The sequence below is a fragment of the Bradyrhizobium sp. STM 3561 genome (assembly GCF_045571455.1).
GTDB classification, from domain to species: domain Bacteria; phylum Pseudomonadota; class Alphaproteobacteria; order Rhizobiales; family Xanthobacteraceae; genus Bradyrhizobium; species Bradyrhizobium vignae.
The window spans coordinates 2,629,414-2,642,255 of sequence record NZ_CP120695.1 but is presented as its reverse complement, the minus strand read 5'-3'; the positions used below and the strand labels follow the sequence as shown (position 1 = coordinate 2,642,255).

The following is a 12,842-nucleotide window of genomic DNA, read 5'->3' as shown; positions in this document are numbered from 1 at the left end:
CATCATCTTGCCCAATCCTCACGATTTCCATACGCCGCAACCGTCCTACACCAGGGACGAGCTGCTGAGATCGAGCGAGGGCGGCTATTTCGGCCCGGGCAATGCGCAGCTGCCGGCACCGCCGATGCTGATGATGGACCGCATCACGGAGATCAGCCTGGACGGCGGCGAGTTCGGCAAGGGCCATGTCGTCGGCGAGTTGGACATCACACCGAGCCACTGGTTCTTCGATTGCCATTATCACGGCGACCCGATGATGCCGGCCTCCCTGGGGCTCGACGCCATGTGGCAGATGATCGGCTACTGGCTCGGCTGGTCGGGCTCTCCGGGCAAGGGCCGCGCCATCGGCGTCGGGGAAGTCGAGTGCACGGGGACCATTACACCCGACACAAAACGCGTGCGTTACGAGGTTGCAATGCGCATGGTCCGGCGCGGCAAGCTGGTGCTCGGAATTGCCGACGGCCGCGTGCTTGCCGACGGCAGCTGCGTCTTCACGGCCAAGGACATGAGGGTCGGCCTGACCAAGGCCGTGGATTGATCGTCAGGCCTTTCGCTTGGCACGCTTTCGAAGCGAACTCTTCCTGGTCACCGTTCTCGACGCTTTCGCAGGCTTGACAGCCTTCTTCGCGGGTTTGCTCGCCGCCTTGTTCGCCTTCGGCCGCTTCTTCAACTTGGCGCGCTGAGCCGCGGCGAGTGCCGCCCTCGCCCACTGGGCAAGCTCTGCAGAATCATCGAACAGGCGCGCGGGCAGCTCCCAGTAGGAGTTGACCAGCACGGTCTTGGCGCGGGTCGCGTACTGGAATGGCTTTGAGCCCTCGGCCTCGAAATCCGGAATGGTCGTCTCGTCCGCACGGAAGAACAGGCCGGCACGCAGCGACAGCGCGAAATTGACGCCGTCAGCGGAGATGCCGTAGCCGGAGAACATCTTGCGAATGGTGACGGGGCCGAAATCGGCGAACAGATCGATCAGGAATTCGCGGTCCATGGGCACGCTCTCTCGTGCCCCGGACGCGGCGCAGCGTGACATAAGCGCGCTTACGCGCACCTTCGACTCGCTTATGGCGCTGCTGAGCCGGGGCCCAGTCTTCTGCACCGACGACTATAGCGTGGGTCCCGGCTCTGCGCAGCAGCGCCATAAGCGCGTTTACGCGCGTCTTCGACGCGCCATAGCGCTGCAGCGCGTCCGGGACACGAGAGTACTGAGAAGGCGCTACCCGTCGATCTTGGCCGGCCGCAGCTCGACCGACTCGCCGCAGCCGCAGGCGGAGACCTGGTTGGGATTGTTGAAGACGAACTGGGCCTGCATCTTGTCGGCCTTGTAGTCCATTTCGGTGCCGAGCAGGAACAGCACGGCCTTGGGATCGACCAGGATCTTGACGCCCTTGTCCTCGACGACCTCGTCGGTCGGGCGAATCTCGTGGGCGTATTCGACCGTGTAGGACTGGCCGGCGCAGCCGCCATTCTTTACCCCCACGCGCAGGCCCACGATCTCCGAATCCGCCCGTTGGGTCAGCTCGGTGATGCGCCGGGCAGCAGCGTCCGTCAGCCGCATCACCTGCGGGCGCGGCCGCCGCGGCTTCGGAGTGGAGGATGCTGGTGTCGCCTGGGTCATGTTATCTATGTGGTCCGTTGAGGAGCGAATTCAATGCGGGCTGACACCGTTACCACATGTTGAGCACGAGGCGCGCCTCGTCGCTCATGCGTTCCGGCGACCACGGCGGCTCCCAGACGACCTTGACGTTGACCACGCCGACGCCGGGAACGCTGGCGACCGCGTTCTCGACCATGGTCGGCAGCTCGCCGGCGGCCGGGCAGTTCGGCGTCGTCAGCGTCATCAGCACGTCGACCGAACGATCGTCCTTGATCTCGACCTTATAGATCAGGCCGAGCTCGTAGATGTCGGCGGGGATCTCCGGGTCGAACACGGTCTTGAGCCCGGCGATGATCTCGGTCGTGAGACGCTCGGTCTCCTCAGGCGGCAGAGCCGACTGGGTCTCCATCGGATTGGCTTTGACTTCGGCCGTGTCAGTCATGCGAACAAATCCCGCGCCTTCAGCAGCGCCTGTGCCAGATGATCGACTTCTTCCCGCGTATTATACATGCCGAACGAGGCCCGGCAGGTGGCCGTCACGTTGAACCGCTCTAAAAGCGGCATCACGCAATGGGTGCCGGCGCGTACCGCAATGCCCTGGCGGTCAATCACGGTGGCGACGTCATGGGCGTGTGCGCCCTTGAGCTCGAAGGAGATGACCGGGCCCTTGCCGCGCGCCGTGCCGATCAGCCGCAGCGAGTTGATCTCGCGCAAGCGCTCCTGGGCATAGGTGGTGAGATCTTGCTCATGGGCGGCGATGCGCTCCTTGCCGATCGAGTTGACGTAGTCGATGGCAGCGCCCAGGCCGATCGCTTCCACGATAGGCGGGGTGCCGGCTTCGAACTTGTGCGGCGGATCGCCATAGGTGACCCAGTCCTTCGCAACCTCGCGGATCATCTCGCCGCCGCCGTTGAAGGGCCGCATCGCGACAAGGTGCTCATGCTTGGCATAGAGCGCGCCGATGCCGGTCGGGCCATAGATCTTGTGGCCGGTGAACGCGTAGAAATCGCAGTCGAGGTCCTGCACGTCAATGGGCAGATGCACCGCGCCTTGCGCACCGTCGACCAGCACCGGAATGCCGCGATCGTGGGCCAGCCGCACCACCTCCTTGATCGGAACGAACGTTCCGAGCGCGTTCGACATCTGGGTGATGGCGACAAGCTTGGTCTTGGGCGTCAGCAGCTTCTCGAACTCGTCGATCAGGAAATTGCCGTCATCATCGACGGGCGCCCATTTGATCACCGCGCCATGACGTTCCCTGAGGAAGTGCCAGGGCACGATGTTGGAATGGTGCTCCATGATCGAGAGGACGATCTCGTCGCCCTGCTTGATGTTCGGCTCGCCCCAGGACGACGCCACGAGGTTGATGGCCTCGGTGACGTTGCGGGTGAAGATGATTTCTTCGGTACGGCGGGCGTTGACGAACTGCGCGACCTTTGTCCGCGCGCCCTCGTACGCCTCCGTCGCCGCATTGGCGAGGTAGTGCAGGCCGCGATGCACGTTGGCGTATTCGCTCGTATAGGCCTGCGTCATGCGGTCAAGCACCGACTGCGGCTTCTGCGCCGAAGCCGCGTTGTCGAGATAGACCAGCTTCTTGCCGTAGACCTGCATGGCGAGCGCCGGAAAGTCCTGGCGCACGCGCGCGACGTCATAGGCGCCGTTCTTGACGGCCGGATGCGTGCTCATGACCGCTGCTCCAGCCAGCGCTCGGCGATGCCGATCACGTGCTCGCGCAAACCGTCATCTGCGATCTGCTCGATCGCCTCGCCCACGAAGGCCTGGATCAGCAGCGCCTGGGCCTGCTTCTCGGGCAGGCCGCGCGCCTTCAGATAGAACAGCAGGCTGTCATCCAGCGCGCCGGCGGTGGCGCCGTGGCCGCAGGAGACGTCGTCGGCAAAAATCTCCAGCTCGGGCTTGTTGTCGGCCTCGGCTTCGTCCGAGAGCAGCAGCGCACGGGTCATCATCTTGCCGTCGGTCTTCTGCGCATCGGGACGGACGATGATGCGGCCCTGGAACACCGAATGGGCGCGATCGTCGATCACCGCACGGAACGTCTCGCGGCTGACGCAGTTCGGCACGGCATGGTCGACCACCAACGTGGTGTCGCCATGCTCGGTCTTCTTCAGGAGGTTCACGCCGTTGACCGCGAGCTCGCTGCCCTCGCCCGAGAACGTAATGAAGCCCTGCAGCCGGCTGACCGCCGCGCCGGTGGTCATGTTGAAGAAGTTCAGCTTGGTGTTGGCGCCGACGGTGACGAACTGCGAGGTGACGTTCACCGCATCAGGCGCATCATCCATCAGGCGGATATGGGCGACGTCGGCGTCGTCGCCGATCGCGACGATGACGGCGTCGTTGACCTGGTAGGCCTTGGCGCCGGCCGCGACGAAGCTTTCGATGATGGTGGCGCGGGCGCCCTTCCCGACGGCCACCCGCGAGCGCGTGAAGGCCGACGCCGAAGCGGCAGTTGCGACATGGATGATCTGGACCGGCGCAGAGAGCTGCGCACCATCGGCAATCGAGAGCACCACGCCGTCGGTCGCCAGCGCCGCGTTGAGCGCGATCACGGCATCGGTGGACGCGGTCTTGAGGAGACCGGCATCCTTGTCCAGCATCTCCCGCAGAGCTTTGAGGGTTACTTCAGAGGCCAGCGCCTTCACATCGGACAGATCGGCCGCGAACACGCCGTCGACCAGCACCAGCTTGCAGGCGCCTGCGATTGCCTGCGCCTTGACGGCGTCCGCGGCGCGCTTCAGCGCAGCCGCATCGGGCGCGGCCGCCAGCGGCAACACCTCACCGACCAGCGCGCGCAGATCCGTGTATTTCCATTCCTCGATCCGGCGGTGCGGCAGGCCGAGACGCTCATAGCTCTCGAACGCTTCGCGGCGCGCCGCGATCACGTCAGGCGAACCCGGCAAGCGGCCTTCGGCGCTGGCGAAGAGATCACTCACCGCGCGGCCGTTCCCGGTCTTTGCCACAGCAACGTTCATCGCAAAATTCCTTACGCGGCGTCCTCGAACTGGGTGTAGCCGGACGCTTCCAGCTCGAGCGCCAGGTCCTTGCCGCCGCTCTTCACGACGCGGCCCTTCGACATCACGTGCACGAAATCGGGCACGATGTAGTTGAGCAGCCGCTGATAGTGGGTGATGACGACCATCGCGCGCCCCGGCGAGCGCAGCGCGTTGACGCCGTCGGCCGCAATGCGCAGCGCGTCGATGTCGAGGCCGGAATCCATCTCGTCGAGGATGCACAGGCTCGGCTCGAACAGCGCCATCTGCAGCACCTCGTTGCGCTTCTTCTCACCGCCGGAGAAGCCGACATTGACGCCGCGCTTGAGCATGTCCTGCGGGATGTTCAGCGACTTCGAGACCTCGCGGACCTTCTTCAGGAAATCCGGAGTCGAATATTCGCTCTCGCCGCGCGCCTTGCGCTGCGCGTTCAGCGCGGTGCGCAGGAACGTCATGGTGGCAACGCCGGGAATCTCGACCGGATACTGGAACGCCAGGAACACGCCCTTGGCAGCGCGCTCGTCCGGCTCCATCTCCAGCAGGTCCTCGCCCTTGAACAGGATCTGGCCGTCGGTGACCTCGTAGCCGGGCTTGCCGGCGATGACATGCGAGAGCGTCGACTTGCCGGAGCCGTTCGGCCCCATGATCGCGTGCACCTCGCCCTCGTTCACGGTCAGCGACAGCCCATGGAGGATCTCACGTTCCTCGACACGAACCTTGAGGTCTTTCACTTCAAGCAAAGCCATCTTGTATCCAGTCTATCAATTGATGTTGGAGCGCAAGGTGCGCACCGCTGGGGTCGGCGATCAGCCGACCGATCCCTCGAGCGAGATCGAGATCAGCTTCTGCGCTTCCACCGCGAACTCCATCGGCAGTTGCTGCAGCACGTCCTTGACGAAGCCGTTGACGACGAGGCCGACCGCTTCTTCCTGGCTGAGCCCGCGCTGGATGCAGTAGAACAGCACGTCCTCGGAGATCTTGGAGGTCGTCGCCTCGTGCTCGAACGTCGCCGAGGAGTTCTTGGCCTCGATGTAGGGCACGGTGTGCGCGCCGCATTTGTCGCCGATCAGCAGCGAGTCGCAGGCGGTGAAGTTGCGCGCGCCGGTCGCCTTGCGATGCGCGGTGACGAGACCGCGATAGGTGTTCTGCGACTTGCCGGCGGCGATGCCCTTGGAGATGATGCGGCTCGACGTGTTCTTGCCGAGATGGATCATCTTGGTGCCGGAATCGACCTGCTGGAATCCGTTCGAGATCGCGATCGAGTAGAACTCGCCGCGGGAGTTGTCGCCGCGCAGGATGCAGCTCGGATATTTCCAGGTGATCGCAGATCCCGTTTCGACCTGGGTCCACGAGATCTTCGAATGGGCGCCGCGGCAGTCGCCACGCTTGGTGACGAAATTGTAGATGCCGCCCTTGCCTTCCGAATTGCCGGGGTACCAGTTCTGCACCGTCGAATATTTGATCTCGGCATCGTCGAGCGCGACGAGCTCGACCACGGCGGCGTGCAGCTGGTTCTCGTCGCGCTGCGGCGCGGTGCAGCCTTCGAGATAGGAGACGTAGGAGCCCTTGTCGGCGATGATCAGCGTGCGCTCGAACTGGCCGGTATTGCGCTCGTTGATGCGGAAATAGGTCGACAGCTCCATCGGGCAGCGCACCCCCGGCGGCACGTAGACGAACGAGCCGTCGGAGAAAACCGCCGAATTCAAGGTCGCGTAGAAATTGTCGGAGGTCGGGACAACCGAGCCGAGATATTTCTGCACCAGTTCCGGGTGCTCGCGGATCGCCTCCGAGATCGGCATGAAGATCACGCCGGCCTTCTTCAGCTCGGCCTTGAAGGTGGTCGCAACCGAGACCGAATCGAAGACGGCATCGACCGCGATCTTGCGCTGCGCCGGATCCTGCTCGCCCACCTTGGGCTCGATACCCTCGAGCATCGCGACTTCCCGCAGGGGAATGCCGAGCTTCTCGTAGGTCTTCAGGATCTCCGGATCGATCTCGTCGAGCGAGGTGACCGTCTTCTTCGGTTTCGGTGCCGCATAATAGTGGATGTCCTGGAAGTCGATCTTGGGATATTCGACGCGGGCCCAGGTCGGCTCGGTCATGGTCAGCCAGCGCCGATAGGCTTCCAGCCGCCACTGGAGCATCCAGGCGGGTTCGTTCTTTTTCTGCGAGATGAATTTTACGATCTCTTCCGACAGCCCCTTGGGGGCCTTCTCGGAGTCGATCAGGGTCTCAAACCCATAACGATACTGGTCGACGTCGATGCGCTTCACGCGCTCGACCGTCTCTTGTACGGCTGGCATTCCATCCTCCGCTCGCGGTTTCAAGGACCGCGGTGGATCAAACTCGGACGAGTATTACGATATTTCTCAGCGGAAAGCACGGGCTTAGAACCGTTCAAGCCGTGTTTCGTCGCTTAGCCCTTAAGTAGGGTATTACCAAGCTTTCGCCAAGCCTCTAACGCCCTATTGATGTGCTCTGGTTCCGTGGACCAGCCCAGACTGAGACGCACCGCTCCCTGGGCCACCGCCGGATCATAGCCCATCGCAGAAAGGACGTGGGATGGCTGGACTTTGCCTGAGGAACAGGCGGATCCAGAGGAGACGGCGATGCCCTCCAGATCGAAGCCGATCACGGCGGTTTCGGCCTTCAGGCCTGGCGCGGTGAAAAGCACGGTATTCGGCAACCGCGCCACGCCGTCCGCAAAGATCGTCGCCCCGGCAATTCCGCGCAAGCCATTTTCCAAATGATCTCTGAGGTTTGTCATGCGCTTCGCATCCTCCGGCAGAGCCTGAAGCGCGGCCTTCACCGCCGCGCCGAAGCCGGCGATCCCCGCGACGTTCTCGGTTCCGGCGCGACGGTTGAGCTCCTGCCCGCCACCCCGCAATGCCGGCTCCAGGCCGCCTATCCCTTCGCTCATCACCAATGCGCCAACCCCCTTGGGGCCGCCGATCTTGTGCGCAGAGAAGGTCGCAAGGTCAGCGCCTACCAAATTGATATCGAACGGGACTTTTCCCAGCGCCTGGATCGCATCGACGTGCAGGAGACCGCCGGACTCGTGGACGATCGTTGCAGCCTCGGCGACGGGCTGGAGCGCTCCGGTCTCGTTGTTGGCGGCCATGATCGAGACCAGGGCTGGCGGGCCGTCCTTGAGCTGCGCCTTCAGATGATCGAGGTCGACCACCCCGGAGCGCGTGACCTGGATCAGGCCGATCTTGTCCGCCGGGAATCGGCCGCCGGCCAGCACCGATACATGCTCAACCGCAGAGACCAGCAGCCGCTCGACCTGGCCGCCAGAGCGCCCCCGCAAACCCGGCGAGAGCGCCAGCGCATTGGCCTCGGTTCCAGCGGAGGTGAAGACGACGTTGCGCGGCTGCGCGCCGACCGCAGCTGCCAGCGTGGCGCGGGCCTCCTCGACCAGCCTTCGCGCCTCCCGCCCCTCGGCATGGACCGAGGAGGGATTGCCGGTCAGATCGTAGGCAGCCAGAATCGCAGCCCGCGCTTCCGGGCGGAGCGGCGTGGTCGCATTCCAATCGAGATAGAGCCGGGTTCGCATTGAGTAGGATATTACCTCACGTCGCGGAGATCTTTCGCGCCGTCCCGACATGGGCTGCAGGCACGGACTTGGCAACCCAATTCCGAATGAGCGGCCGGCGTGACGCGCTCATGACACGCTAACGCCTTGAGCCCATTGGTTGATGTTCAAGATGCTTGCTTTTTGACCCTCAGCCTATGTTAGAACGCGCACCGTCAAGTCACCGCGCGCTCTTAGCGCATCACCGCAAGGCGCGCCTTCTCACCCGTCCTTCGCGCTTCGGTCGGCATCTGCCGACGAGGCCGCAATCGGTTGATTGCTAGGGATCATCTCTCCAGGAAATCAATCAAGAGATCACCGATGCCCGAAGTCATTTTCACCGGCCCTGCTGGCCGTCTCGAAGGCCGCTACCACCCGGCCAAGCAGAAGAACGCGCCGATCGCGATGATCCTGCATCCGCATCCGCAGTTCCACGGCACGATGAACCATCAGATCGTGTACCAGTGCTACTACGCCTTCGCGCATCGCGGCTTCTCGGTGCTGCGCTTCAACTTCCGCGGCGTCGGCCGCAGCCAGGGCTCGTTCGACCACGGCACCGGTGAATTGTCGGATGCGGCGGCCGCGCTCGACTGGGCGCAGACCATCAATCCCGAGGCGCGCGCCTGCTGGGTCGCCGGCTTCTCCTTCGGCGCCTGGATCGGCATGCAGCTTTTGATGCGCCGCCCCGAGGTCGAGGGCTTCATCTCGATCGCGCCGCCGGCCAATCTCTACGACTTCTCCTTCCTCGCACCCTGCCCGTCGTCGGGCCTGATCGTGCATGGCGAGAAGGATGCGGTGGTGCCGCCCAAGGACGTCAACACCCTGGTCGAGAAGCTGAAGACACAGAAGGGCATCGTGATCGACCAGCAGATCATTCCTGGCGCCAATCACTTCTTCGATTCCAAGCTCGAGCCGTTGATGGAGACCATCACGGCCTATCTCGACATGCGCCTTGCCAACGTGCGGTGAGTCTGCAGCTCAAGCCAGCTTGAGAGCGACGATCCCCATCAAGACGAGCGCGATGCCTGCAAGCTTCATCGCGCTCAAGGTCTCGCCGAACAGCACCACCCCCATCAGAAAGGTGCCGGCCGCGCCGATCCCGGTCCACACCGAATAGGCAATGCCGACCTCGAGCACCTTCAAGGCGCGCCCGAGCAGGAAGACGAAAGCGGCGAGCAACACCAGCGAAGCGATGCTCCAGCCGATGCGGGTGTAGCCTTCCGCATATTTCATCGAGATCGCCCAGCCGACATCGAGCGCGCCGGCGATCACGAGCATGAGCCAGGCCATCGACGGCGACATCCGCGTGCTCTCAGGCCGCGAGCTTGAGCAGATGCGCGTCGTGGCGGACGAGGAAGGCCCGCAGCAATTGCGGATAGTCCGCGCCGACCGCGCTGCGCACGCTCGGGCGTTTCGCGAGCTCCGCGCGCCAGGCACGGACCTTCGGCACATCGTTGAAGATGCCGTGCTCCGTCAGTTCGTCGAACAGGTCGAAGTAGCGGAAGATCGGCGCGAACACGGCGTCGACCAGACTGAACGCATTGCCGGCGAAAAACGGGCCTGCGCCGAGCGCGGCTTCGACGCGCGCAAATTTCGCAACGAGCGCCTGGCGCTTGCTTTCGAACGTCGCCGGATCGGTCGTCGTCTCCAGCCCCCAGAGGTCGCCAAGGATCGCCGAGCCGAACTCCATCCAGGCGCGGTGCTCGGCACGCTGCAGCGCATCCCCCGGATGCAGCCTCACGCCGCCTTGCGTCTCCTCGATGTACTCGCAGATCACGTTGCTCTCGAAGAGCGCGACCTCGCCCTTGTCGGTCGTCACCACCAGCACCGGCACCTTGCCGAGCGGCGAGAGCTTGAGAAACCAGTCGGGCTTGTTGGCGAGATCGATATCGATCCGCTCGAACGGCACCCCCTTTTCCTTCAGCGCGATCACGGCACGCTGCACGTAGGGGCAAAGCTTGTGGCTGATCAGTTTCAGTGATGAGGTCATGGCGCGATCCCGGCGGTTAGATGCAACTGCATCCAAAATAGATGCATTTGCATCCCGCCGTCAAGAATAGATGCATTTGCATCAACCGCCTGTGACCTCAGGCAGTCATGGTCAGGGTCTGGCGATCACCCCGCCGGTCATCGGCATCGGCACGCCCGTGGTCGTGGGATAGGACAGTGGCAGGCCTTTCAGGCCACGCGCCGCGAGGAAGCCGAAGGCCTGCGCCTCGATGGCATCGGAAGCCCAGCCGAGCGTCTCGGCGGCCTCGACTGTGGCCGAGCCCACCCGCTCCCGCAGCATCCGCAGCATGGTGAGATTGCGGGCGCCGCCGCCGCACACGATCCAGCTCCGCGGCCCGCGCGGCAAGAGCGGGATGACGCGGGCGATCGCGGCGGCGGTGAACGCGGTCAGCGTCGCGGCGCCGTCGGCCGGTGCCACCTCACCGAGCTTGAGCACGGCAAAATCGTTGCGGTCGAGCGATTTCGGCGGCGGGCTTGTGAAGAACGGCAGCTCCAGCGCCCGGGCGATCCAGGCTTCATCCACCTTGCCGAGTGCTGCGAATTTGCCTTCAGCATCGAACGCCTTGTTCATGGTGCGGTACATGAAATCGTCGAGCAGCGCGTTGCCGGGGCCGGTGTCGCAGGCGATCAGCGTGTCGTTGCCGTCGATATAGGTGATGTTGGAGACGCCGCCGATATTGACCACGACGATCGGCCCCTCGCGCTCGAGCGAATGTGCCAGTGCCCGGTGGTAGACCGGCACGAGCGGCGCGCCCTGCCCGCCGGCCTCGACATCGGCGGCGCGGAAATCATGCATCACGGGGATATGGATGGCCCTGACCAGCGCCGGCGCGTCGCCAATCTGCACCGTCAGCCGTCTTTCGGGCCGGTGCAGCACGGTCTGGCCGTGGAAGCCGACAATGTCGATGTCCTCCGCCCTCATCCGGTTCTGGGCGAGGAAGGCGGCGACCGCCTCGGCATGGGCCCGCGTCACCGCACGCTCGGCCTCGGCCAGAATGCCCGGGCGGGCGTCGCGTTGCTGCAGATGCACGGCCTCGCTCAGCGCCTGACGCAGCAGGTTGCGCTCGGCCGGGCTGTACGGCCGGTAACCGGATGGCCCGAACGCCTTCAGATGTTTTCCGTCGGTTTCGATCAGCGCGACATCCACCCCATCCAGCGAGGTGCCGCTCATCAAACCGAGTGTCGTCAACATCATGGATCAGCGTCCTCAAGAGACCCGCCCTGGCATGCCGATCTTGTGCCAGAGGGACACATCTTATAATGCCACAGCGCCAAGTGGCGGGCAGCAATCGAGTTCCCATGCAAGACCCTTAAATTGCCCCCAAAACAGTAAACCAAGAATTGTCAGGCACGCCGACAGATGACTGCATTTAAATCGGATTTCCTCAACACCCTGCAGGAACGTGGATTCATCCACCAATGCTCCGATTTCGAGGGGCTCGATGCGCTTGCCGCCAAGGGCGAAGCCATCGCCTATGTCGGCTACGATTGCACCGCCCGCTCGCTGCATATCGGCAATTACCTGACCATGATGATGCTGCACTGGCTGCAGCAGTCCGGCAACAAGCCGATCACGCTGATGGGCGGCGGCACCACCATGGTGGGCGATCCCTCCGGCAAGGACGAGACGCGCGCGATGCGCACCATTGCCGAGATCGAGGCCAACAAGGAATCGATCCGCGGCGTGTTCGCCAAGGTGCTGCGCTATGGCGAGGGCAAGAGCGACGCCATCATGCTCGACAATGCGGAGTGGCTGACCAAGCTGAACTGGATCGAGATGCTGCGCGACATCGGCCGGCATTTCTCGGTCAACCGCATGCTGACCATGGACTCCGTTCGGCTGCGTCTCGAGCGCGAGCACGAGATGAGCTTCATCGAGTTCAACTACATGGTCTGCCAGGCCTACGACTTCGTCGAGCTCGCCAAGCGCACCGGCTGCCGCCTCCAGATGGGCGGCTCGGATCAGTGGGGCAACATCATCATGGGCGTCGATCTCGGCCGCCGCATGGGCACGCACCAGCTGTTCGCGCTGACGACACCGCTGCTGACGACCGCGTCGGGCGCCAAGATGGGCAAGACCGCGCAAGGCGCGGTCTGGCTCAACGCCGACCAGTTCTCGCCCTATGACTTCTGGCAATACTGGCGCAACACCGAGGACGCCGATGTCGGCAAGTTCCTAAAACTGTTCACGACACTGCCGCTCGCCGAGATCAAGAAGCTCGAGGCGCTCGGCGGCTCGGAGATCAACGAGGCCAAGAAGGTGCTCGCGACCGAGGCAACGGCGCTGCTGCACGGCCGCGACGCCGCGAACGAAGCTGCGGAGACCGCACGCCGCACCTTCGAGGAAGGCGCGCTCGCCGAGAGCCTGCCGACGGTGGAAATTCCGCGCGGCGAGCTCGACACCGGGCTTGGCGTGCTCAGCGCTTTCGTGAAGGCAGGCCTCGTCGCCTCCAACGGCGAAGCGAGGCGCCAGATCAAGGGCGGCGGCCTGCGCGTCAACGATGCGCCCGTTACCGACGAGAAGATGGCCCTGTCGGCGGGCAATCTGACGCCGGAAGGCGTGATCAAGCTGTCCTTCGGCAAGAAGAAGCACGTGCTCATCAGGCCTGCATAGGCGTATGAGCTTTTGATGCTTGTCAGGGCGCACCGAAGCGCGCTCCCT

Annotated in this window: 14 protein-coding genes; 3 read left to right on the top strand and 11 right to left on the bottom strand. The window is 63.9% G+C overall.

Features of this window, described 5'->3' with window-relative positions; genetic code table 11:
- The first annotated feature begins 7 nt into the window (after window positions 1–7).
- A complete protein-coding gene (gene fabA / locus P6U28_RS12220) occupies window positions 8–538 on the top strand; it encodes a bifunctional 3-hydroxydecanoyl-ACP dehydratase/trans-2-decenoyl-ACP isomerase (RefSeq protein WP_122403406.1) in 531 nt (176 codons plus the stop codon).
- A gap of 3 nt (window positions 539–541) precedes the next feature.
- Here the strand turns inward: fabA and P6U28_RS12215 are convergent, their stop codons facing one another.
- The 8 genes from P6U28_RS12215 to P6U28_RS12180 all read right to left on the bottom strand — a co-directional run bounded on the left by P6U28_RS12215 (window position 542) and on the right by P6U28_RS12180 (window position 8,152).
- Entirely contained in the window at window positions 542–985 is a 444-nt protein-coding gene (locus P6U28_RS12215) for a TfoX/Sxy family protein (RefSeq protein WP_122403407.1), read from the bottom strand.
- Between the two features lie 225 nt (window positions 986–1,210).
- Window positions 1,211–1,612 (bottom strand): iron-sulfur cluster assembly accessory protein, encoded by a 402-nt coding sequence (locus P6U28_RS12210; RefSeq protein WP_122403408.1) that lies wholly within the window; start codon window positions 1,610–1,612, stop codon window positions 1,211–1,213.
- A 49-nt stretch (window positions 1,613–1,661) separates the two neighbouring features.
- Window positions 1,662–2,033, bottom strand: coding sequence for an SUF system Fe-S cluster assembly protein (locus tag P6U28_RS12205; protein WP_122403409.1), 372 nt, complete (start codon window positions 2,031–2,033; stop codon window positions 1,662–1,664).
- Window positions 2,030–3,277: a cysteine desulfurase gene (locus tag P6U28_RS12200; RefSeq protein ID WP_122403410.1), complete on the bottom strand. Its 1,248-nt coding sequence runs from the start codon at window positions 3,275–3,277 to the stop codon at window positions 2,030–2,032. Before P6U28_RS12200 ends, P6U28_RS12205 begins: the two co-directional genes overlap by 4 nt.
- Window positions 3,274–4,578 (bottom strand): Fe-S cluster assembly protein SufD, encoded by a 1,305-nt coding sequence (gene sufD, locus P6U28_RS12195; protein ID WP_122403411.1) that lies wholly within the window; start codon window positions 4,576–4,578, stop codon window positions 3,274–3,276. The genes P6U28_RS12200 and sufD overlap by 4 nt, the downstream gene beginning before the upstream one ends.
- 11 nt (window positions 4,579–4,589) lie before the next feature.
- Window positions 4,590–5,342, bottom strand: coding sequence for a Fe-S cluster assembly ATPase SufC (gene sufC / locus P6U28_RS12190; protein ID WP_122403412.1), 753 nt, complete (start codon window positions 5,340–5,342; stop codon window positions 4,590–4,592).
- A 60-nt stretch (window positions 5,343–5,402) separates the two neighbouring features.
- Complete coding sequence (sufB, locus tag P6U28_RS12185) at window positions 5,403–6,899, bottom strand: Fe-S cluster assembly protein SufB (RefSeq protein ID WP_122403413.1); 1,497 nt, start codon at window positions 6,897–6,899, stop codon at window positions 5,403–5,405.
- 113 nt (window positions 6,900–7,012) lie between these two features.
- On the bottom strand, window positions 7,013–8,152 hold the full coding sequence (locus P6U28_RS12180; RefSeq protein WP_407122332.1) for a cysteine desulfurase family protein: 1,140 nt from the start codon (window positions 8,150–8,152) through the stop codon (window positions 7,013–7,015).
- A 339-nt stretch (window positions 8,153–8,491) separates the two neighbouring features.
- On the opposite strand from P6U28_RS12180, the gene P6U28_RS12175 reads away from it, so the two are divergent.
- Window positions 8,492–9,139 (top strand): alpha/beta hydrolase, encoded by a 648-nt coding sequence (locus P6U28_RS12175; protein ID WP_025036034.1) that lies wholly within the window; start codon window positions 8,492–8,494, stop codon window positions 9,137–9,139.
- Window positions 9,140–9,148: 9 nt separating this feature from the next.
- On the opposite strand, the gene P6U28_RS12170 is transcribed toward P6U28_RS12175, so the two are convergent.
- The 3 genes from P6U28_RS12170 to P6U28_RS12160 form a co-directional block, all read right to left on the bottom strand.
- Window positions 9,149–9,472 carry a multidrug efflux SMR transporter gene (locus P6U28_RS12170; protein WP_122403415.1) on the bottom strand — a complete coding sequence of 108 codons (324 nt, stop codon included), beginning with the start codon at window positions 9,470–9,472 and terminating at the stop codon, window positions 9,149–9,151.
- Window positions 9,473–9,482: 10 nt separating this feature from the next.
- A complete protein-coding gene (locus tag P6U28_RS12165) occupies window positions 9,483–10,160 on the bottom strand; it encodes a glutathione S-transferase family protein (RefSeq protein WP_407122331.1) in 678 nt (225 codons plus the stop codon).
- A 111-nt stretch (window positions 10,161–10,271) separates the two neighbouring features.
- Window positions 10,272–11,375, bottom strand: a complete 1,104-nt coding sequence (locus P6U28_RS12160) for an anhydro-N-acetylmuramic acid kinase (RefSeq protein WP_407122329.1) — start codon at window positions 11,373–11,375, stop codon at window positions 10,272–10,274.
- Between the two features lie 165 nt (window positions 11,376–11,540).
- Here P6U28_RS12160 and tyrS point away from each other — a divergent pair, with 165 nt between their 5' ends.
- On the top strand, window positions 11,541–12,794 hold the full coding sequence (gene tyrS, locus P6U28_RS12155; RefSeq protein WP_129142845.1) for a tyrosine--tRNA ligase: 1,254 nt from the start codon (window positions 11,541–11,543) through the stop codon (window positions 12,792–12,794).
- Window positions 12,795–12,842 lie beyond the last annotated feature (48 nt).